Annotated in this window: 22 protein-coding genes; 11 read left to right on the top strand and 11 right to left on the bottom strand. The window is 60.7% G+C overall.

Annotated elements, in window-relative coordinates:
• The 4 genes from scpB to B7L09_RS09085 form a co-directional block, all read right to left on the bottom strand.
• A partial coding sequence (scpB, locus tag B7L09_RS09070; protein ID WP_094468537.1) for an SMC-Scp complex subunit ScpB occupies nucleotides 1-909 on the bottom strand: 909 nt, incomplete at its 3' end.
• Between the two features lie 11 nt (nucleotides 910-920).
• Entirely contained in the window at nucleotides 921-1,742 is an 822-nt protein-coding gene (locus B7L09_RS09075) for a segregation and condensation protein A (RefSeq protein WP_094468538.1), read from the bottom strand.
• Nucleotides 1,743-2,372, bottom strand: a complete 630-nt coding sequence (locus tag B7L09_RS09080; RefSeq protein WP_094468558.1) for an L-threonylcarbamoyladenylate synthase — start codon at nucleotides 2,370-2,372, stop codon at nucleotides 1,743-1,745.
• 13 nt (nucleotides 2,373-2,385) lie between these two features.
• Nucleotides 2,386-3,249 carry a PHP domain-containing protein gene (locus B7L09_RS09085; protein WP_094468539.1) on the bottom strand — a complete coding sequence of 288 codons (864 nt, stop codon included), beginning with the start codon at nucleotides 3,247-3,249 and terminating at the stop codon, nucleotides 2,386-2,388.
• Between the two features lie 87 nt (nucleotides 3,250-3,336).
• On the opposite strand from B7L09_RS09085, the gene B7L09_RS09090 reads away from it, so the two are divergent.
• From B7L09_RS09090 to B7L09_RS09115, 6 genes are all read left to right on the top strand, one after another.
• Nucleotides 3,337-3,933, top strand: a complete 597-nt coding sequence (locus B7L09_RS09090; RefSeq protein ID WP_094468540.1) for a septation protein A — start codon at nucleotides 3,337-3,339, stop codon at nucleotides 3,931-3,933.
• A gap of 1 nt (nucleotide 3,934) precedes the next feature.
• Nucleotides 3,935-4,234 carry a YciI family protein gene (locus tag B7L09_RS09095; protein ID WP_094468541.1) on the top strand — a complete coding sequence of 100 codons (300 nt, stop codon included), beginning with the start codon at nucleotides 3,935-3,937 and terminating at the stop codon, nucleotides 4,232-4,234.
• Between the two features lie 109 nt (nucleotides 4,235-4,343).
• Nucleotides 4,344-4,757, top strand: coding sequence for an SH3 domain-containing protein (locus B7L09_RS09100; RefSeq protein WP_094468542.1), 414 nt, complete (start codon nucleotides 4,344-4,346; stop codon nucleotides 4,755-4,757).
• A 7-nt stretch (nucleotides 4,758-4,764) separates the two neighbouring features.
• Nucleotides 4,765-5,442: a response regulator transcription factor gene (locus tag B7L09_RS09105; protein ID WP_094468543.1), complete on the top strand. Its 678-nt coding sequence runs from the start codon at nucleotides 4,765-4,767 to the stop codon at nucleotides 5,440-5,442.
• Nucleotides 5,443-5,699: 257 nt separating this feature from the next.
• Complete coding sequence (locus B7L09_RS09110; protein WP_094468544.1) at nucleotides 5,700-6,158, top strand: Spy/CpxP family protein refolding chaperone; 459 nt, start codon at nucleotides 5,700-5,702, stop codon at nucleotides 6,156-6,158.
• 147 nt (nucleotides 6,159-6,305) lie between these two features.
• Nucleotides 6,306-7,646 (top strand): sensor histidine kinase, encoded by a 1,341-nt coding sequence (locus B7L09_RS09115; RefSeq protein ID WP_094468545.1) that lies wholly within the window; start codon nucleotides 6,306-6,308, stop codon nucleotides 7,644-7,646.
• A gap of 86 nt (nucleotides 7,647-7,732) precedes the next feature.
• On the opposite strand, the gene B7L09_RS09120 is transcribed toward B7L09_RS09115, so the two are convergent.
• The gene (locus B7L09_RS09120; RefSeq protein ID WP_094468546.1) at nucleotides 7,733-8,299 is read right to left on the bottom strand and encodes an NAD(P)H nitroreductase; all 567 of its coding nucleotides are present in this window, start codon (nucleotides 8,297-8,299) and stop codon (nucleotides 7,733-7,735) included.
• Nucleotides 8,300-8,421: 122 nt separating this feature from the next.
• Here B7L09_RS09120 and B7L09_RS09125 point away from each other — a divergent pair, with 122 nt between their 5' ends.
• The gene (locus B7L09_RS09125; RefSeq protein WP_094468547.1) at nucleotides 8,422-9,876 is read left to right on the top strand and encodes a TrkH family potassium uptake protein; all 1,455 of its coding nucleotides are present in this window, start codon (nucleotides 8,422-8,424) and stop codon (nucleotides 9,874-9,876) included.
• Here B7L09_RS09125 and B7L09_RS09130 read toward each other — a convergent pair.
• Complete coding sequence (locus B7L09_RS09130; RefSeq protein ID WP_094468548.1) at nucleotides 9,833-10,894, bottom strand: AraC family transcriptional regulator; 1,062 nt, start codon at nucleotides 10,892-10,894, stop codon at nucleotides 9,833-9,835. The two genes, B7L09_RS09125 and B7L09_RS09130, sit on opposite strands and share 44 nt — an antisense overlap.
• Nucleotides 10,895-11,057: 163 nt before the next feature.
• Here B7L09_RS09130 and B7L09_RS09135 point away from each other — a divergent pair, with 163 nt between their 5' ends.
• On the top strand, nucleotides 11,058-11,369 hold the full coding sequence (locus tag B7L09_RS09135; protein WP_094468549.1) for an Mpo1-like protein: 312 nt from the start codon (nucleotides 11,058-11,060) through the stop codon (nucleotides 11,367-11,369).
• Between the two features lie 99 nt (nucleotides 11,370-11,468).
• Nucleotides 11,469-12,059: an HD domain-containing protein gene (locus B7L09_RS09140; protein WP_094468550.1), complete on the top strand. Its 591-nt coding sequence runs from the start codon at nucleotides 11,469-11,471 to the stop codon at nucleotides 12,057-12,059.
• Nucleotides 12,060-12,209: 150 nt separating this feature from the next.
• Here the strand turns inward: B7L09_RS09140 and B7L09_RS09145 are convergent, their stop codons facing one another.
• On the bottom strand, nucleotides 12,210-13,025 hold the full coding sequence (locus B7L09_RS09145) for a UDP-2,3-diacylglucosamine diphosphatase (RefSeq protein WP_094468551.1): 816 nt from the start codon (nucleotides 13,023-13,025) through the stop codon (nucleotides 12,210-12,212).
• Nucleotides 13,026-13,154: 129 nt separating this feature from the next.
• Between B7L09_RS09145 and B7L09_RS09150 the strand changes: the two genes are divergently transcribed.
• Together B7L09_RS09150 and B7L09_RS09155 are read left to right on the top strand one after the other, a co-directional pair.
• Complete coding sequence (locus B7L09_RS09150) at nucleotides 13,155-13,919, top strand: helix-turn-helix transcriptional regulator (RefSeq protein WP_094468552.1); 765 nt, start codon at nucleotides 13,155-13,157, stop codon at nucleotides 13,917-13,919.
• A 75-nt stretch (nucleotides 13,920-13,994) separates the two neighbouring features.
• A complete protein-coding gene (locus B7L09_RS09155; RefSeq protein WP_094468553.1) occupies nucleotides 13,995-14,885 on the top strand; it encodes a DMT family transporter in 891 nt (296 codons plus the stop codon).
• Here B7L09_RS09155 and B7L09_RS09160 read toward each other — a convergent pair.
• The 4 genes from B7L09_RS09160 to recQ form a co-directional block, all read right to left on the bottom strand.
• Nucleotides 14,879-15,166 (bottom strand): Rdx family protein, encoded by a 288-nt coding sequence (locus B7L09_RS09160; protein ID WP_094468554.1) that lies wholly within the window; start codon nucleotides 15,164-15,166, stop codon nucleotides 14,879-14,881. The two genes, B7L09_RS09155 and B7L09_RS09160, sit on opposite strands and share 7 nt — an antisense overlap.
• A 45-nt stretch (nucleotides 15,167-15,211) precedes the next feature.
• Nucleotides 15,212-16,984, bottom strand: a complete 1,773-nt coding sequence (locus tag B7L09_RS09165; protein ID WP_094468555.1) for a motility hub landmark protein FimV — start codon at nucleotides 16,982-16,984, stop codon at nucleotides 15,212-15,214.
• Nucleotides 16,985-17,112: 128 nt separating this feature from the next.
• The gene (locus B7L09_RS09170) at nucleotides 17,113-17,547 is read right to left on the bottom strand and encodes a MarR family transcriptional regulator (protein ID WP_094468556.1); all 435 of its coding nucleotides are present in this window, start codon (nucleotides 17,545-17,547) and stop codon (nucleotides 17,113-17,115) included.
• Nucleotides 17,548-17,667: 120 nt separating this feature from the next.
• Entirely contained in the window at nucleotides 17,668-19,794 is a 2,127-nt protein-coding gene (gene recQ / locus B7L09_RS09175; RefSeq protein WP_094468557.1) for a DNA helicase RecQ, read from the bottom strand.
• Nucleotides 19,795-20,152: the final 358 nt, after the last annotated feature.

Raw genomic sequence — 20,152 nt, forward strand, 5'->3', positions numbered from 1 at the left:
TGGTTGTTCGAGNGCGGCGACGGCAGCCAGGAGCTTTTCGCGGGCTTCGGCAACACCCAGCACGTCGTCTTCAAGCTCTTCTTCCTGCTCTTCTTCCTGCTCTTCTTCGACTGTGGCTTCAGGCTCGACCTGAAGTTCAACTTCGATCTCAGGCTCAGGCTGATCCAGCACCTCTTCGGAATCCGTCACCGCGCTGTCGCGCAGGATGTCATCGAAGTCGGTCTTGATCCCCTCCTCCATGGTGTCCAGTTCCAGCAACAGCGTATGGAAACTGGTCTCCTCCTTGGGCTCTTCCGGTTCGGCGCTGGCATCGGCCAATTCCTGCAAGCCTGCCGGCACCGGCGCATCGTCGAAATCGAGTACCGGATCAGGCTCCAGCTCACGCAACTCAGCCAGTGGTGGCAAATCGTCGAGATTTTTCAGGTTGAAATGGTCGAGGAACACTTTGGTGGTGGCGAACATCGCCGGTTTGCCGGGCACATCGCGGTAACCGACGATACGAATCCACTCGCGCTCCAGCAACGTCTTGACGATATGGCTGTTGACCGCCACGCCGCGCACATCTTCGATTTCGCCGCGCGTGATCGGCTGGCGATAGGCGATCAGCGCCATGGTCTCGAGCATCGCGCGGGAATAACGCTGCGGGCGTTCTTCCCACAAACGCCCTACCCACGGCGAGAACTTTTCGCGGATCTGCAGGCGATACCCGGAGGCCACTTCCTTCAGCTCAAAGGCGCGGCCGTCGCAGGACTTGCGCAAAATCTCCAGGGCTTTCTTGAAGACTGGCGGCTCAGGGCGCTCGCCCTCTTCGAAGAGTTCGAACAGGCGTTCAAGCGATTGCGGTTTTCCCGAGGCCAACAGAAAGGCTTCAAGCAATGGCGCCAGCTCGCGGGGTTCAGTCAGGTTCATGATTCAACTCGTTATTCGGCTCGGGCTCGCACGTGGATCGCCGCGAACGGCTCATTCTGCACCAGCTCGACCAAAGATTCCTTGACCAGTTCAAGGATCGCCATAAAGGTCACCACCACCCCCAGGCGCCCTTCTTCTTTGGTAAACAGCTCAACAAACGGCACAAAGCCGCCGCCCTTGAGGCGTTCGAGCACATCACTCATACGCTCACGGGTCGACAAGGCCTCGCGGCTGACCTGGTGGCTTTCAAACATGTCGCCACGGCGCAGCACCTCGGCCATGGACAGCAGCAGCTCTGACAAACGCACATCCGGCAACAGCTTGCGTGCCCGGGCTTCCGGGGCATCCAGCTTGGGCACCACCACGTCACGCCCGACGCGAGTCAAGCCGTCGATGCCTTCGGCGGCCGCCTTGAAGCGTTCGTACTCCTGCAGGCGGCGGATCAGTTCGGCGCGCGGGTCGTCTTCTTCCGCTTCGATGGTTTCCGAGCGCGGCAACAGCATGCGCGACTTGATCTCGGCCAGCATGGCGGCCATCACCAGGTATTCAGCGGCCAGCTCCAGGCGCACCGACTGCATCAGCTCGACATAGCCCATGTATTGGCGAGTGATTTCCGCCACCGGGATGTCGAGGATGTTGATGTTCTGCTTGCGGATCAGGTACAGCAGCAAGTCCAGCGGGCCTTCGAAGGCTTCAAGGAAGACCTCCAGTGCATCGGGCGGGATATACAAGTCCAGCGGCATTTCCATGACCGCCTGGCCGTAGACCATGGCAAATGGCAGTTCCTGCTGGGCACCGGCCTGACTGTCGACAACGGGCTCTACTGCAGACATCTACGCCTCGGCCATGAACGGCGTAGGGTCGCCGCAGCCCACTCGCACCACTTCCGGTTCACCGTCAGCGAGGTTGATCACGGTGGAGGCCTTGTTGCCGCCGTAGCCGCCGTCGATGATCAGGTCGACCTGATGCTCAAGCAATTGGCGCATTTCGTAAGGATCGCTCATCGGGTCGGTGTCGCCGGGCATGATCAGGGTCACGCTCATCAAGGGCTCGCCGAGTTCTTCCAGCAACGCCAGGGCAATCGGATGGCTCGGTACCCGCAGGCCGATGGTGCGTTTTTTCGGGTGCAACAACAGCCGCGGGACTTCACGGGTGGCGTTGAGAATGAAGGTGTAAGGCCCGGGCAGGTGCGCTTTGAGCAAGCGGAAGGTGCCGGTGTCGATCTTGGCGAACACCCCAAGTTGCGACAGGTCGCTGCAAATCAGCGCGAAGTTGTGCTTGTCGTCCAGCCCGCGCAGACGGCNNACACGCTCTACCGCGCTCTTGTCGCCGATCTGGCAACCAATGGCGTAGGACGAATCCGTTGGGTAGATCACCACGCCACCGGCGCGAATGATCTCCACGGCCTGTTTGATCAGGCGCGCTTGAGGGTTTTCCGGATGAATCTGGAAGAATTGACTCACGTGTTCTACCTGTTCAGACGGCGGCAATAATTGGGTCATGTTTGAATCGACACCACAGTGGTGGCAGATCCTCCGGGAGTGGGCGGTACTCGCCGATCTCGGACCAGCCGCCTGGGCCATGAAAATCACTGCCGGCGCTGACCAGCAGACCAAATTCGCGCGCAAGAATCGCCAGGCTACCCACCTGTTCGGCGGATTGATGCCCGTTGACCACTTCAATTGCGTGGCCGCCCGCTCCAATATAGTCGGCAATCAGCTTGCGGCGCTTGCTGCGGGTGAAATCGTAATGCCAGGGATGCGCCAGGCTGACCCAGGCCCCGGAGGCTCGCAGGGTTTCGACCGTGTCTTCCAAGGTCGGCCAGTGCTGCTTGACGTCGCCCAGCTTGCCGGCACCCAGCCATTTACGGAACGCTTCAGCGCGATCCTTGACGAAACCTTCACGCACCATCCAGTCGGCGAAGTGCGGACGGGCCGGCGCNTTGCCACTGTCNCCCAGTTCTTGCTGGATGGCGCGGGCGCCGTCCAGCGCATTGGGCATGCCTTTGAGGCTGAGCTTGCGGCTTATTTCTTCGGACCGCAGCCAGCGGCCATCGTGCAATTGAGCAATGGCTGCCACTAAAGGTTNGGCGTTTTGATCGAAGCCGTAGCCGAGCACATGAATGGTGGCGCCGCCCCAGGTGCAGGACAATTCCACGCCGTTAACCAGTTGCATCCCCAGCGCGGTGGCCGCACTGCGGGCCTCATCGAGGCCCTCGAGGGTGTCGTGATCGGTCAAGGCCAGGACTCGCACGCCTTTCTCGAACGCACGCGCCACCAGGACAGCAGGCGCGAGAGCGCCATCGGAGGCNGTGCTGTGGCAGTGCAAATCAACATTCACGGAAGTGTGTAACCTCAAGTCAGCTGGCGCTTTCGCTACCAAGGATGTTTGTTATTATGCCGCCACATCCAGCTTCTGGCTCTTACTGTGAAACAATTCATCGACTTCATCCCGCTGTTGCTGTTTTTCATCGTTTTCAAAATTGATCCACGGGTCGTCGACATCGGTGGTCATCAACTGACTGTAGGCGGTATTTACAGCGCCACCGCGATGCTGATCATCAGCTCCCTGGTGGTTTACGGTGCGCTGTTCATCAAGCAGCGAAAGCTGGAAAAGAGCCAATGGCTGACCCTCATCGCCTGCCTGGTCTTCGGCAGCCTGACCCTGGCCTTCCACAGCGAAACCTTCCTTAAATGGAAAGCCCCGGTGGTGAACTGGCTGTTCGCCCTGGCGTTTATCGGCAGCCATTTCATCGGTGACCGCCTGTTGATCAAGCGGATCATGGGCCACGCACTGACCCTGCCCGAACCGGTATGGACGCGTTTGAACGTGGCCTGGATCGTGTTTTTCCTGTTCTGCGGCGCCGCCAACCTGTTCGTGGCCTTTACCTTCCAGGACTACTGGGTCGACTTCAAGGTGTTCGGCAGCCTGGGCATGACCGTCTTGTTCCTGGTCGGCCAGGGTATCTACCTGTCGCGCCACCTGCATGACACTGACTCTACTACGCCAAAAACCGAGGACTGACATGCTTTACGCCATCATTGCTACAGACGTCGCCAACTCCCTGGAAGCCCGCCTGGCCGCACGGCCTGCCCACCTTGAGCGCCTGCAAGTGCTCAAGGGCGAAGGTCGTATCGTATTGGCCGGCCCGCACCCGGCAGTGGACAGCAATGACCCGGGCGACGCCGGTTTCACCGGCAGCCTGATCGTCGCCGAATTTGCCTCCCTGAGCGCCGCCCAGGCCTGGGCCGATGCGGATCCGTACATCGCCGCCGGCGTCTACGCCAACGTTTCGGTCAAGCCGTTCAAGCAAGTCCTGCCGTAAATCGCGCCCGCGCGATGAACCTTGCCGGTTCATCGCGCGCTCAACGCTCATTATTCTCGTTTGCCGGCCGACAACCTGCCCAATACTCGTATTGGAATCAGGAGTGGCGATGCGCAAAGGTCCGTTGTGTCTGATGTTGGTGACGTTGTCGATGGTGGCGCCTGCCCACGGTGAAGAAAGCGCCGAGGGCCACAGTTCGACGCCGCTGTCGCTGAGCGCCGGCAGCCAGATCACTGAGTTGCAGCAACGCTTGAANGNAAGCGAACGGCNNCGTGAAGAACTGAGCAAACAACTGCAAAATACCGACAGTGAACGCGAAAGCGCTCAGCTGGGCCGGTTGCGCCAAGAGAACCAGCGCCTCAAGCTGCAACTCAAGGAAGCCCAGGCCAGCAATCCGCTGCCACGTCTGCTGACTGATCAGCAGCAATGGTTCGTAATCGGTGGTGGGGTTGCGCTATTGGCCCTGCTCTGCGGTATCTTCGCCAGTGGTGCCACCAGAAAACGTCGGCAATGGCTAAATTGAGTGAGTAATGAGCGAGCTGTTATTAATTGATGATGACCAGGAGCTGTGCGAGCTCCTGAGCAGTTGGCTGAGCCAGGAAGGCTTTCAGGTCCGTGCCTGTCACGACGGCCAGAGTGCTCGCCGTGCGCTGGCCGAAACCTCCCCCGCCGCCGTGGTACTGGACGTGATGCTGCCCGATGGCAGNGGCCTGGAGTTGCTCAAACAATTGCGCAGCGACCACCCGGAATTGCCGGTGCTGATGCTGTCTGCGCGTGGCGAGCCACTGGATCGTATCCTCGGCCTGGAACTCGGCGCCGACGATTACCTGGCCAAGCCGTGCGACCCACGGGAACTGACAGCCCGTCTGCGCGCCGTACTGCGCCGCAGTCATCCGACGGCGGTGTCGAGCCAGCTGGAACTGGGTGATCTGTGCTTCAGCCCGGTGCGTGGCGTGGTCACCATCGANGAACAGGAATTCACCCTCACCGTCTCCGAAAGCCGTCTGCTGGAAGCCCTGCTCAAGCAACCCGGCGAGCCCCTGGACAAACAGGAACTGGCGCAGATCGCCCTCGGCCGCAAGCTGACCCTTTACGATCGCAGCCTGGACATGCACGTCAGCAACCTGCGCAAGAAAATCGGCCCGCACCCCGACGGCCGCCCGCGCATCGTTGCCCTGCGTAGCCGCGGTTACTACTACAGCCTCTGAAACCCAACGCAAACCTTCGTAGCAGCTGTCGAGCCCCGGCGAGGCTGCGTTCGGCTGCGAAGCAGTCGTGTAATCAGACNAGCCTTGCCAGGGCTCAACAGCTGCTACAACGATAGTGTTTCGTCAGGGCATGGATTTGTAAGGTCGATGAGAAATCGTCTTTACCCAAGCTTTACGCTCCGCTGACCGCCGCTGACCTTGATCTCCGTAATCTGNACTCATCCGGAACNNACCGGAATAGAGACAGGAGAATCACCATGCGCAAGACCCTTATCGCTCTGATGTTCGCCGCTGCCCTGCCGACCGTTGCCATGGCCATGCCAGAAGGTGCCGGCCCGATGGGTGGCCCGATGGACGGCCCGCGCCACGGCGGTCAGATGCACGGCATGCACGATAAAGGCCCGTACAGCCAGCTGGACCTGAGCCGCGAACAGCGTGAACAGATCCGCAAAATCATGGGCGAGCAGATGCACGAGCGTAAGCAAGTGGTCGAGAAGTACTTGGAGAAACTCTCGCCGGCCGACCAGAAAGCCATGAAGGACGAAATGGCCGCCAACCACAAAAAAGCCGAAGCCGATGTCCGTGGCGTGCTGAAACCCGATCAACAGAAGAAATTCGACGAGATCGTCAAGAAACAGGCCGAGCGCCGCGCCGAGTGGAAGGAATTCNAGGCGTGGAAAGCGCAACAACCGCAAAAAGCGCAAAAAGCGCAATAATGCGCTGACCCCGGACCCGACGGCTAACCCCGTCGGGTTTTTTGCCATTGTAGGAGCGAGCGGTGCGGCGATCCGACTTGCCCGCAAGCCTCGCTCCTACAGGTCGGCTCGCTCCCACACTGGTTAATGTTTGTTTGAGGATTTTCTGTGCGCTCATTGTTCTGGCGTATCCTGGCCAGCTTCTGGCTGGCCATCGCTCTGGTTGCAGGGCTTTCCATTCTGTTGGGGCACATGCTCAACCAGGACGCCTGGATTCTCAGCCGCCACCCCGGCCTCAACAACCTGGCGCAAGAGTGGACCCAACTCTACGAAGCGCAAGGCGAAGACGCCGCCCAGGACTTACTGCAACAGCGCAAGCGCCAGTATCACATCGACGTGCAAGTGCTGAATGAAAGCGGCGAGCCGGTAGTGCGTGGCACCTTTCCCCGGCGTGCGGCGGCTTTCGAAGCACGGCAGAACAACGACGACGGCCACCTGCCCTGGCGCCGGCTGACCGCCGAGTACACCAGTGAAAAAACCGGCGACACCTACCTGCTGATCTACCGCATTCCGCACCCGGAACTCGACGAATGGCACCGCAGCAGCCTGACCTGGCCCTTGAGCGCGCTGGCGATTGCGCTGGTGGTGCTGACACTGTTCAGTTTGCTGGTGACGCTGTCCATTACCCGCCCGCTCAGCCGACTGCGCGGCGCGGTGCATGACCTTGGCCAAGCCACCTACCAGCAGAACAGCCTGGCGCAGCTGGCTAACCGGCGCGACGAATTTGGTGTATTGGCCAACGACTTCAACCGCATGGGTGCGCGCCTGCAAAGTCTGATCGGCAGCCAACGACAATTGCTGCGTGATGTGTCCCATGAACTGCGTTCGCCGCTGGCGCGACTGCGCATTGCCCTGGCACTGGCTGAACGGGCCACACCCGAAGAACGGGAAAAACTCGCGCCACGCTTGACCCGTGAATGCGATCGACTGGAAGCCTTGATCAGCGAAATTCTGGTATTGGCCCGCGTCGATGCCGACAACGCCAGTGCNGAAGAAGTGGATCTGAATGCGTTGCTCAGTACGCTGCAAAAGGATGCGCAATTGAGTTCACCGGAGCAGACCGTTCACCTGGACGTCGAACCGCAGCTGAACCTCAAGGGCTGGCCGACGATGATCGAGCGCGCCGTCGACAACCTGCTGCGCAACGCTCAGCGCTTCAACCCCTTGGGGCAGTCGATTGAAATGCAGGCGGTGCGCCAGGGCGAGCGGATTGTGGTCAGCGTCAGGGACCATGGGCCCGGTGTCGATGCCGAGCATCTGACTCAGTTGGGTGAGCCATTCTATCGGGCGCCGGGGCAGACGGCGGCCGGGCATGGCTTGGGACTGGCCATTGCGCGACGTGCGGCGGAGCGACATGGCGGGAGTCTGGTACTGGCCAATCATCCGCAAGGCGGGTTCATCGCCAGCCTGGAATTACCGCTGGTGCCCGGAGCGGTGGTTCAACCGTAATCCCTGTGGGAGCGGGCTTGCCCGCGATAGCGGAATGTCAGGCACTGATACGTTGGGCAAGCCCGCTCCCACAAGGGATTGGGCGCTCAGTTGCTACCGGGCCAAGCGCTGACGAACTCGGCCAGGTCCACTTTCTCGGCCACCCGCGGTTCTTTCTGCGGCGTCCCCAGGTACAGGAAAGCGATCACCTCTTCCCCTTCCGCCAATCCCAACCCCTTGGCCACATGCACCGAATAGGCTAGATCCCCTGTGCGCCAAACCGCGCCAATGCCTTGCGCGTAAGCGGCCAGCAGAATGCCGTGGGCCGCACAGGCGGCCGCCAGCAGTTGTTCGGACTTCGGCACTTTGAAGTGTTCTTGCAANCGNGCGATCACCACAACCACCAGCGGTGCGCGCAACGGACCGTTACGCGCTTTGTCCAGCGCCGCCTCGGACACCTCGCTGTCTTGCAGCTTCGCCGCTTCGGCCAGCAACTCGCCCATTTGCTCGCGCGCCGCACCTTCGACTGTCAGGAAGCGCCAAGGCTGCAAATGGCCGTGGTCCGGCGCACGCATCGCGGCAGAAAACAGCACTTCACGCTGCGCTGCGGTAGGTGCCGGTTCGAGCAGTCGTGGAACGGAAACACGGTTGAGCAAAGCGTCGAGAGCCTGCATCGGCCACCTCCAGAAAAATATGTGCGGCTATTCTAGCTTCAACTGCCGTGGCAGTGCCGGTTTACATGCCCTGCCCCGCAGGTAGAATGGCGGCCTTCCCTTCCTCAGCCCGAGCGGACTTCATGGCGTTGCCGACCTTACGGATCATCGGTTTCATCCTCGGCATCTTCCTGATCACACTCGCGATCGCCATGGTCGTCCCGATGGCCACCCTGGTGATTTTCGAGCGCACGAGCGATCTGCCGTCGTTCCTCTGGGCGAGCATGATTACCTTCCTCGCGGGTTTAGCCCTGGTCATCCCCGGCCGTCCCGAACACATTCATCTGCGCCCGCGCGACATGTACCTGCTGACCGTCAGCAGTTGGCTGGTGGTATGCATCTTCGCCGCGCTGCCGTTTTTGCTGACCCAGCACATCAGCTACACCGACTCGTTCTTTGAAAGCATGTCGGGCATCACCGCCACCGGCTCCACCGTGTTGAGCGGGCTGGACAGCATGTCTCCCGGCATTCTGATATGGCGCTCGCTGCTGCACTGGCTTGGCGGCATTGGCTTTATCGGCATGGCGGTGGCGATCCTGCCGCTGCTGCGCATTGGTGGCATGCGGCTGTTCCAGACAGAGTCGTCGGACCGTTCCGAAAAGGTCATGCCCCGTTCGCACATGGTGGCGCGTTTGATCGTTGCGGCTTATGTGGGCATCACCATTCTCGGCAGCCTCGCATTCTGGTGGGCCGGGATGGGCTTGTTCGACGCGATCAACCACGCGATGTCGGCGATTTCCACCGGAGGTTTCTCAACGTCCGACCAGTCCCTGGCCAAGTGGACGCAACCGGCGGTGCACTGGGTGGCGATTGTCATCATGATTCTCGGCAGCCTGCCGTTCACCCTGTACGTAGCGACCTTGCGCGGCAACCGTCGGGCACTGATCAAGGATCAGCAGGTGCAAGGCTTGCTCGGGCTGTTGGTCGTGACCTGGCTGGTACTCGGCACCTGGTACTGGTGGACTACCGATTTGCATTGGCTGGATGCGTTGCGGCATGTGGCGCTGAATGTGACCTCAGTCGTCACCACGACAGGATTTGCACTGGGGGACTACAGCCTCTGGGGCAACTTCTCGCTGATGCTGTTCTTCTATCTGGGGTTTGTCGGCGGTTGCTCGGGCTCGACGGCGGGCGGGATCAAGATTTTCCGTTTCCAGGTCGCGTATATCCTGCTCAAGGCCAACTTGAACCAGTTGATTCATCCGCGTGCCGTGATCAAGCAGAAGTACAACGGCCACCGTCTCGACGAAGAGATCGTGCGGTCGATTCTGACCTTCTCGTTCTTCTTCGCCATCACCATCTGCGTGATTGCATTGCTGCTGTCGCTGCTCGGCGTCGACTGGATGACTGCCCTGACCGGCGCTGCCAGCACCGTATCCGGTGTCGGCCCGGGATTGGGCGAGACCATCGGCCCGGCGGGCAACTTCGCCACCCTGCCGGACGCCGCCAAGTGGATTCTCTCGTTCGGCATGCTGCTGGGCCGACTGGAGATCATTACGGTGTTTGTTCTGTGTATTCCTGCGTTCTGGCGGCACTGACAACCGCCGGCGTTTCCATCAGCCGCGTCCGGTATTCGCCGGGCGTGGCGTCGAACCAGCGGCGAAAGGCGCGGAAGAAATTGCTCGGGTCGGCAAAGCCCAACAGGTAGGCAATTTCCAGCAAGGTCATACTCGGCTGCGCGAGGTACTGCTCGGCCAGTTCACGTCGCGTGTCGTCGAGCAAGGTTTGAAAACTCGTGCCTTCTTCCTGCAAACGGCGCTGCAAGGTGCGCTGCGACAGGTGCAGGGTCTGGGCGACCACTTCGCGCTTGGGTTCGCCCTGGGGTAGCAGGCGGCACAACACCTGGCGCGCCTTGTGGGTCACGCGGCTCTCGGAAAACCGTGCCAGGTATTCACCGGCAAAGCGATCGTGCAACAGCGCCATCGCCTCGTTGGCCGTCGGCAGCGGCGCTTCCATGTCGGCGCGTTCGAAAATCAAGGCGTCATAGGCCGCGTTGAACACCAACGGCGCATGGAACGCTTGTTTATAGGGTTCGAGATCGACAGGCTGATCGCCCTGGATCAGCACCTTGCGCGGTTGCAACGTGCGCCCGGTCAACCAGCCGCACAGCGCCAACGCACAGGCCAGCGACGCTTCGGCGCTCTGTCGGGTCGGCGGCAAGTGATCGCCNTGCACCGTCAGAATCAGCGCATAGCCTTCAGGTAACAGTCGGAAACTCAGGTCGGCGCTTTCGGCAATGATCCGCTGATAGCGCACCAGGCGCATAAAGCCTTCGGCCAGGGTGTTGCTGGACATCAAGGCATAACCGGCCACATGAAACGACGCCGGGCGCACCACCTTGCCCATGTTCAGGCCAATCGCCGGGTTGCCCGACAACTCNACCGCGCGCTGCCACAGGCGTGTCATGGAATCTTGCGGGAAGCGCGCATCCGGATCATCCAGAGACGCGTAGTCGAGCCCTAGCTGCTTGAACAAGACGCGGCAATCCAGCCCGTCCATCTCCAGAGCTTTGACAATCCCCATCGCCCAGCTTGCAGAAGTCGTTCGTTCGCTCATGGCGTTTTCTTACTGATTAGTGAGCCGTCTACCGCGGCAAGTTTTCGAAGGATACTAAAGTGGCGCCCATTGTCACTGGCTGATGCCAATGATCACTCTAGACTCAAATAGGCTACCCGCAGAACAACTTGCAATCAGAACAACAAGCACAGAGATCGCAGTCGTGGAAAACGTCAAACGTTTCAACAGCTTCGCTGAGTTTTACCCGTACTACCTCAGTGAACACAGCAACAGCACTTGTCGACGATTGCATTTTGTCGGCACCAGCCTGGTCATCTTCATTCTGGCGCTGACCATCGGCAAAGGCGCCTGGTTGATGTTGCTCGCCTTGCCGCTGGCGGGTTACAGCTTCGCCTGGGTCGGGCATTTCTTTTTTGAGAAAAACCGTCCCGCCACATTTCAGCATCCTCTTTACAGCCTGCTCGGCGACTTTGTCATGTACCGCGACATGATCCTGGGTCGCGTGCCGTTCTAGGCTCCACTGGCCATCAAACCGTCCTGCGCAGTCAATGCGACATTGGATCCAAGCCCTACACTCAAGACATCCCTTTCGATTAGAACAAGAGGATAGCTGATGAACGCCAATGCACGATTCACCCACATGCAGGATGGCACGCAGGAAGACTGGGCGATTATCGCCGCCGACTTCAGTGCCTACGCCAGGCAGTTGCCGTCACGGATTGTGGCGCACCTGAAATTGCTGGAGGGTGATTTTGGCGGCTTCCCGGTGGATCGGCTGACCCACTCCTTGCAGACTGCCAGCCGTGCCTGGCGCGATGGCCGGGATGAAGAATACGTGGTCTGCGCGCTGCTTCACGACATCGGCGACACGCTCGGTTCCTACAACCATCCGGACATCGCCGCGGCGATTCTCAAACCGTTCGTCAGCGCCGAAAACCTGTGGATGGTGGAGAAGCACGGGATATTCCAGGGGTATTACTTTTTCCATCACCTGGGTATGGATCGGCATTTGCGCGAACAATTCAGCGGGCATCCGCAGTATCAGCCAACCATCGAGTTCTGCGCCAAATATGACGCGGCGGCGTTTGATCCGGCTTACGAGACATTACCGCTGAGTTTCTTTGAGCCGATGATGGAGCGCTTGTTTGCGCATCCGAAGCATTCGATCTACAAGGCGGCGATGGAAGAACATTCGCCAGCCTGACAGGCGTGGGGTGTCCGGCCAGGCCTCTTCGCGGGCAAGCCCGCTCCCACAGGGTTCTCTGGCGTTTCACAAATCTTGTGTTCACCTCGGTCACTGTGGGAGCGGGCTTGCCCGCGAAGAGGCCGGCTCAGACACTGCATTGCTAACAGACTATGCCGGCTCTGCGACTTTAATGGCTTTCAACTCCGCCTCCCGCGCCTGTGCATCCGCCAACCGATACAACTCGATCGGCCCATCCCAGTGCTCGATCAACGCCGTGCACGACTCCACCCAATCCCCGCAGTTGAGGTAATCCACCTCTCCGACCTTGCGAATCTCGGCATGGTGAATATGCCCGCACACCACCCCATGCAACTCGCGTTTGACGCACTCGTGGGCGATGGCTTCTTCAAAGTCGCTGATAAAACTGACCGCCGTCTTGACCTTGTGCTTGAGGTACGCCGACAGCGACCAGTAGCCATAGCCATACCGCGCACGCCAGTGATTCAGCCAGCGGTTGAGGGTCAGGGTGAATTCGTAGGCCGAGTCGCCGAGAAAGGCCAGCCAGCGGTGATACCGGGTAATCACGTCGAACTGATCGCCATGAATCACCAGCAGGTGGCGGCCATCAGCGGTGACGTGCACAGCCTCGTCCACCAACTGGATATTACCCAGGATCAGCTTGGAATAACGCCGTAGAAATTCGTCATGGTTGCCGGTGACGTAGATCACCTCGGTGCCGCGCTTGGCCATGGTCAGCAGCCGGCGGATCACGTTGGTGTGGGCCTGGGGCCAATACATGCCGCCACGCATCTTCCAGCCGTCGATGATGTCGCCGACCAGGTACACCTTGTCGGCGTGATAGCCCTTGAGGAACTGTGACAAGTGCTCGGCCTGGCAATCCCGGGTGCCCAGGTGCACGTCGGAAATCCACAGGGTACGCACCCGTTGCTTACGGCTGGGTTTGGCGAGCTCGGCGCTGGTCATGGACAACCCTCAGGGCAAGTTTTGGCAAGCTTGCGCCGGTCGGGTTAATGGCCCATGACAGCGGCGAGTCAATCCTGTGACAACGCCCGGCCGGTGTAGACTGGCCGCATCTTGACCGGGAGACCTGCGATGAGACCGATCCTCACGCTGCGCCAATACACCAAGGACCTGATCGTCCACAGCCACGACCACGCGCAACTGGTGTTCGGGTTGTCGGGTGCGCTGGACTTCGAAGTCGGCGGGCATGGCAGCCAGGTGGTTCAGCAGAGTTTCGTGGTGGTGCCATCGGGCTTTCATCACGCCTGCGGCAGCAGCAATGGCAGCCGTTGCCTGGTGCTGGATATACCGAGCGATCAATGGGTTTCGCAGTCCCTTGGCGATCACGCCGACGCCAGCCGCCGTTTGCTCGACAACGCCGGTCGCCTGCCGCTAGATGCCGGGCAAAGCCAATTAGTGAGCTGGCTGGCGGGCAGCCAGGTCAGTGACCCGTTGATTGCCCAGCAGGGCGCGGTGCTGTTATTGGCCAGCCTCAACAACGCCAAGCCCGACATCGTGGGCGGTCGGCGCCTGCCGTATGCGGCGCTGAATGCGCATATCGATCAGTACGCGGCTTATCCATTGCAGGTCGCCGATCTGGCGCGCGTTGCCGGGCTGTCCAGCGCCCGGTTGCATGCGCGGTTTGTCGCTGAATGCGGGCAGACACCTATGGATTACATCCGCAGTCGGCGGCTGCATAGTGCGGTGGGACTGTTGCGGGATTCGCCATTGCCCATCGGCGAGATTGCCAGTCGGGTCGGTTACAGTTCCCAGAGTGCCTTTGCCGCGGCGGTGTTGCGCGAGTTTGGTAAGACCCCGGGCGAACTGCGGCGCGAGGCTGGCGACAAAAGTCGATAGTCTGAAGACAGACATCACTGGGCGTCGCGCGATTAAAGACTGCGATGCTGACACTCCGTTGTTTCAAGGATCGCAATGACTCCCCGTTCAGCCCTCGGCGCCCTGCATATCGGCGCATTGATGTTTGGCCTTACCGGCGTATTCGGCAAGCTGGCGGCCGCCTCGCCCGCCATCATTGTGTTTGGCCGCGCTGCATTTGCCGTGCTCGCCCTGGCGGTGTTCGCGCGGTTTGCCAGCAACACGCGCTGGTACACACTCGAAGCACAGGACTGGCGCCGGCTGCTGCTCAGTGGCTTGCTGCTGGCCGGGCATTGGGTGAGTTTCTTCATTGCGGTGAAAGTGGCCGGGGTGGCGATCGCGACCCTGGGTTTCGCCAGCTTCCCGGCGTTTACCGTGATCCTCGAAGGGTTGATCTTCCGTGAGCGCATTCGCGCCAATGAAATCCTGCTGGTGGTACTGGTCAGCATCGGNCTGGTGCTGGTCACGCCTGACTTCGATCTGGCGAGTGGCGCCACCACGGGCCTGCTCTGGGCGGTCGGTTCAGGCTTGCTGTTCGCCCTGCTGTCGCTGACCAACCGCGCCAGCTCCGGCAGAATCCCGCCGGTGCAGGCCGCGCTGTGTCAGAACGTGGTGGTCGCGCTGTGCCTGCTGCCGGTGGCGGCGCCGCAGTTGAGCGACGTCCGCGCCATCGACTGGCTGTGGATCGGTTTGCTCGGGGTGTTCTGCACCGGCGTCGCTCATAGCTTGTTCGTCGCCAGCCTGGCGGTGATCAAGGCGCGCACCGCGGCTGTGGTGTTCGCCCTGGAACCGGTGTACGGCATCACCATGGCGTGGTTGTTGTTCGATGAAAACCCGACGGTGCGCATGCTGCTCGGCGGTGCCTTGATCATCGTCGCGATTGTGGTCTCCAGCAGACTGTCCGCTTCAAGCAAAAAGACCGTGGCAGCCGAAGCTGCGTCTCACTGAGTGCGGTCGTTGTGGCCGAGGTCGCGGTCCGGGTCGATCTGATCGCGGACCCGCTGCTTGAGCACCTTGGCTTCCGGGAAACCGCCATCGGCCTTGCGTTCCCAGATCTGCACATCGTTGCAGAAAATATGAAAAACCCCACCGGTACCGGGCACCAGCGACACTTTGCCCAGGTCGTCGCCGAAGGTGCTGAGCAGTTCCTGGGCCAGCCAGGCCGCACGCAATAACCATTGGCATTGCGTGCAATAAGTGATGATGATTTCCGGTTTATGCGTGGTCATGACGGGCAAGATTCCTGAGCCAGAGGGCGCAGCCATAGTAGTGGCTCAGCGGATTCCGGCCAACAGGCTCCGGGCAGTTTGCCTGAGCGGCTCATCGCCCTCCTTCAGCAGCTCGTTGAGCAGTTCGATGGCGCTGTCCAGATCGCCGTCATCGATACAGGTCTGGGCTTGTTCCAGTTTACCGGCACTGGACGGCTCGGCCGGCTGCGGATTTAACGGCTCAAGCTCCAGTGACGGGCCGGCATCGCTGAACTCATCGAGAAAGGCGTCGTCCAGCGCCTGTGAGTCCGGTTCGGCGACCCACTCAAGCTCTGGCTCATCCAGCGTAGGTTCTTCAGGCATCTCGAATACATCGGGCAACACGTGCAGATTCGAGGTGAACGCCGGTTCTACGGCCTTTGATGATTCGTCTGAAGGTTTAGCATTGTCGAAAGGGCTGATCAGGTCCCAGCTGGAATCCATGGACAGGTCATCCAGATTCAACTGGAACTCGTCGGCAGGTGCCGCTTGCGCTGCGGTGACGACTGCCACGGCTGCCGCTGGTGCCGCTGGTGCCGCTGGTGCCGCATTGTTCAGTTTCGGGTGGCGGGCGCGGATCTCCTGAAGCTTTTCTTCGTCGAACCCGCCGTCACGCAGGTTTTTTTCCTGCGCGTCATAGGCGGGAACATCCCCCTGCTTGCCGAGGACTTCCAGCAGTTGCACGCCCAGATCCGTGCGCTGCGGTTCCTTGACCAACGCTTCTCGCAGCAAACCCGCGGCTTCGGAAAAACGGCCATACGCCAAGTAGATACCGACCCCTTCAAGCACATCGCCTGGCGGCGTCTCTTCACGATGATCGGGAGCGGGTTTCAGCATAGGCTGTTGCACCGACGGGTGCGCCGCACGCTCAAGTACCGGCTCATGTTTCGAGGGTGAAACGGGCGAAGACTCGGGCAACGCCTGAACCTGCTGGCGTTGACGTCGAACAAACAGCCCCAGCAACACCAGAGCGATCAGCGCCAGCAAGCCGATAATCAGCGGCCAATGGCTGGCCTCGGGTTCTTCAACAACGACGGGGGCAGGTGCCACCGCTACCGGCGTCACCGGCGGCGCCTGGTTGACCTCCGACAGCCGGGTTTGCAGTTCGCTCACCTGTTTCTTCTGGCCAGCGATCTGTTCATCCTGAGCCTGAAGCTTTGCATTCAACTCATCGATGGTTTTTTGCAGCTGCTGGTTTTGCAACACGCTGGCGGCCAGTTGTTCGGCAGCGGGATCGGTCGCAGGCACGGCAGGTTGAACGACGGCCGGCGCAGGCGCGGACTTCTTCGCCGCCGGTGCCGGCGCAGTGGCCGGTTTGACGCTGGGGAATGGAGAGTTTTGTGGACTGGCGACAGGTTCGTCTTCTGCCGGCACGATCCCCGGAGAACCCGGCGGATCGATCAGCACCGTGTACTCGCGCAGCACGCGCCCATTGGGCTGATTGAGCTGCACCAGGAAATTCAGGAAAGGTTCATTGACCGGTTTGTTCGAGGTCACCCGGATCAGGCTGCGGTTGCCCCGCAGGATCGGTGTGAACTTCAGGTCGTTGAGGAAGAACACCCGATCGACGCCGGAGCGGGTGAATTCCTCCGCCGTCGCCAGGCTGACCGACAGCTCGCCCTCCTCCAGCCCACCGACATCCACCAGAGCGATGTCAGCGCGCAACGGCTGATTCAGCGCGGAATGAAGGGTAATGTCGCCCAATCCCAGCGCAGGGGCCAATGCCGAGTAAGTGACAGCACCACCGACCAGAAGCAGCCTGGCGCAACACCGCAATACAACGTGCCAACTCTCGAGCATGAGCATCCCTTAGATAACCAGAACCAACCTGTACGCGTTCGCACATCCGGTACGAACACGATATTGCCTAGTAGTTCTTTATAGTCTGCCCAACGGGGTATCTCAAAAAGCTGACGCGCGGTTATGCCTCAAGATTTTTCCAGGTTGGCCAGAATGTGCCCGTGGACTCGCATGCACACCTTCAAATCCGCCTCATCGACGCCGTCGAACAGTTCGCGGCGCAGTTGAGTGGCAATGGTTTCAATTTGTTCGATCAGAGGACGGGCCGGGGCACAGAGGACGATTTTTTTCGCCCGGCGGTCTTCCAGCACGGATTGGCGCTGGACCAGGCCCTGGGATTCCAGGCTGTCGAGCAACCGGGCCAGGGTCGGCCCTTCGACGCCGACGCTTTGCGCCAGTTCACGCTGGGTCGGTGCTTCTTCGAAGCGCGCCAGGTGCAGCAGCACCAGCCAGCGCGCCTGGGACAGACCCAGGCCAGCCAGACGGCGATCCAGTTCGGCACGCCAGCCGCGCGACATCTGGGCCAGTTGCATGCCAAAACGGTGTTGATCGGTTAACGGCATAAAAAACTCATGATTAGACTGAAAATAGAGAAAAACTAATTATTAGCCAGCTAAGCATGACCGTTGGCTTGAGGCAAGGTCTGGTCTGTAGTGAATCGTTACATCACTGTAACAGGTCATTTAAACCTCGAATTCGGATTGCAGTGCCGCCCGAACGCAGTACAAGACACCTTCCGGTACTCGCCCGGCGAACAGCGCGGCAATCTCCGACACCGGCGGCAACTCGCCCTCGCCATCGAGGAAGGCATCCTGCACCTCGCCCATCAACTCTTCGGGCAGGTCCAGCGCTTGTTCCAGCGACAACTGCTGCTTGCCGATGGCCTCGGCGAGCATGGTGTAGACATTCTTTTCCGAGCATTGCAGCTGACCGGCGATCTGCAGCGGCGTCATGCCGGCGCGAGCGAGGGTGATCAACTCGTGGCGCACGTCGGCGACGACTTTCGGCGCCTCGACCTGACCGCCCAGCACTTCGAGGAAGGCCTCGCCGTAACGTTCGAGCTTGCGCGCGCCGACGCCGCTGACCGTGGCCATTTCCGCCAGCGAGGTCGGCTGGCTGCGGAGCATTTCCAACAGTGTCGAGTCGGGGAAGATGACATACGGCGGCACGCCGTGTTCCTCGGCGAGCTTGCGACGCAAGGNGCGCAAGGCTTCCCACTGCTCGCGTTCTTCGCCACGCACCAACTGGCTGGCCTGGCTGGTGCTGCTTTTGGCGGTGGTCTGCGGCTTGAGGTCGCGACGCAGCTCAAGGCTCACTTCGCCCTTGAGCAAAGGCCGGCACGTGTCGCTCAGGCGCAGGCCGCCGTAGCCTTCAAGGTCAATGTCGGCCAGGCCACGGGCCACCAGCTGGCGGAACAGGGAGCGCCATTCGCTCTCGCCCATGGCCTTGCCAACGCCATACACCGACAGGTGCTGATGGCCGAAGCTGCGGACCTTTTCGTTGTCCTTGCCCAGCAATACATCCACCAGATGGCCAACGCCATAACGCTGGCCGGTGCGGTAGATGGCCGAGAGGGCCTGACGCGCCGGCTCGGTGGCGTCCCAGGTCTGCACACCATCCACGCAGTTGTCACAGTGGCCGCACGGCTCGGGCATGTCCTCGTCGAAGTAAGCCAGCAATGTTTGGCGGCGGCAGCGGGTCTCTTCGCACAATGACAGCATGGCGTCGAGCTTGTGCTGCTCAAGGCGCTTGTGACGCTCGTCGCCTTCGGAGTTCTGCAGCATCTGCTTGAGCATCACCACGTCTTGCAGGCCATAGACCATCCAGGCATCTGCGGGCAGGCCATCACGGCCGGCGCGACCGGTTTCCTGGTAGTACGCCTCAAGGGATTTGGGCAGGTCCATGTGCGCCACAAAACGCACGTTGGATTTGTCGATGCCCATGCCGAAGGCGATGGTCGCGACCATGATCAGGCCTTCCTCGTTGAGGAAGCGTTTCTGGTGCGCAGAGCGCGTTTCATTCGGCAGGCCCGCGTGGTACGGCAGCGCCGGGTAGCCTTGCTCGCAGAGGAACGCGGCCACTTCATCCACCTTCTTGCGCGACAGGCAATACACAATGCCCGCATCACTGCGCCGCTCGGACAGGAACGCCAGCAACTGCTTGCGCGGCTGTTCCTTGGGCACGATGCGGTAGAAAATATTCGGCCGGTCGAAGCTCGAGAGAAAGCGCTCGGCGTTCTGCAGATGCAAACGGTCGACGATTTCTTCGCGGGTGCGCTTGTCGGCCGTGGCCGTCAGGGCAATGCGCGGGACGTCAGGGAACAGCTCGGCCAACTGGCCCAGTTGCAAATATTCNCGACGGAAGTCATGGCCCCATTGGGACACGCAGTGCGCTTCGTCGATGGCGAACAGGGCGATTTCAAGGCTTTGCAGGAAAGCCAGCATGCGTGGCTGAACCAGACGCTCGGGCGCCAGATACAGCATCTTCACTTCGCCGCGCTTGATCCGCGCGGCAAGATCGCGCTGCTGCTCGGCGCTCAGGGTGGAGTTCAATGCAGCGGCGGCGACGCCGAGCTCTTCGAGGGTCGCGACCTGATCGTCCATCAGTGCGATCAACGGCGATACCACCACGGCCAAGCCATTACGCAACAGCGCCGGCACCTGGAAGCACAGCGATTTACCACCGCCGGTAGGCATCAGGACCAGAGCATCACCGCCACTGGCCACGCGCTCAATGATCGCACCCTGGCGGCCACGAAAACTGTCGTAGCCGAAGATGTCCTTGAGGACGCGTTGAGCCTGTTCGAGCATAAAAACTCCAAAAATCACAAAAACATCCCTGCAAGGCTGGTTCAGAACCACGCAGGCTGCACCGACAAATCGTAAGTGCGCATTGCATGACGCTTCACATCTCAGCCGCGACGCCAGCAGGGCATCACAAAACGCGCGAGTATACCCGAGGCCTCCCTTGCAAAGGGCACCGCTGAGAAGACACATGAGGACAAACCTGTGGGAGCGGGCTTGCCCGCGATGGTGGCGTGTCAGGCGATAAATGTATTGGATGTTCCGGCCTCATCGCGGGCAAGCCCGCTCCCACGGGGATTGCGGTGTTCCGGGGCGCAAATATCCCGCGCGGCTGGCCTGAGCGCTCAAGAAGGCCTAGAATTCC

It is taken from the genome of Pseudomonas mandelii, from assembly GCF_002251635.1.
In the GTDB taxonomy this organism is placed as follows: domain Bacteria; phylum Pseudomonadota; class Gammaproteobacteria; order Pseudomonadales; family Pseudomonadaceae; genus Aquipseudomonas; species Aquipseudomonas mandelii_B.

Bases quoted from the DNA above. Each gene is read 5' to 3' on its own strand.
- B7L09_RS09075 (WP_094468538.1), bottom strand. From the start codon at position 1,742: ATGTCTGCAGTAGAGCCCGTTGTCGACAGTCAGGCCGGTGCCCAGCAG.
- B7L09_RS09095 (WP_094468541.1), top strand. From the start codon at position 3,935: ATGCTTTACGCCATCATTGCTACAGACGTCGCCAACTCCCTGGAAGCC.
- B7L09_RS09125 (WP_094468547.1), top strand. From the start codon at position 8,422: ATGGCGTTGCCGACCTTACGGATCATCGGTTTCATCCTCGGCATCTTC.
- B7L09_RS09140 (WP_094468550.1), top strand. From the start codon at position 11,469: ATGAACGCCAATGCACGATTCACCCACATGCAGGATGGCACGCAGGAA.
- B7L09_RS09145 (WP_094468551.1), bottom strand. From the start codon at position 13,025: ATGACCAGCGCCGAGCTCGCCAAACCCAGCCGTAAGCAACGGGTGCGT.
- B7L09_RS09150 (WP_094468552.1), top strand. From the start codon at position 13,155: ATGAGACCGATCCTCACGCTGCGCCAATACACCAAGGACCTGATCGTC.
- B7L09_RS09160 (WP_094468554.1), bottom strand. From the start codon at position 15,166: ATGACCACGCATAAACCGGAAATCATCATCACTTATTGCACGCAATGC.
- B7L09_RS09165 (WP_094468555.1), bottom strand. From the start codon at position 16,984: ATGCTCGAGAGTTGGCACGTTGTATTGCGGTGTTGCGCCAGGCTGCTT.
- B7L09_RS09170 (WP_094468556.1), bottom strand. From the start codon at position 17,547: ATGCCGTTAACCGATCAACACCGTTTTGGCATGCAACTGGCCCAGATG.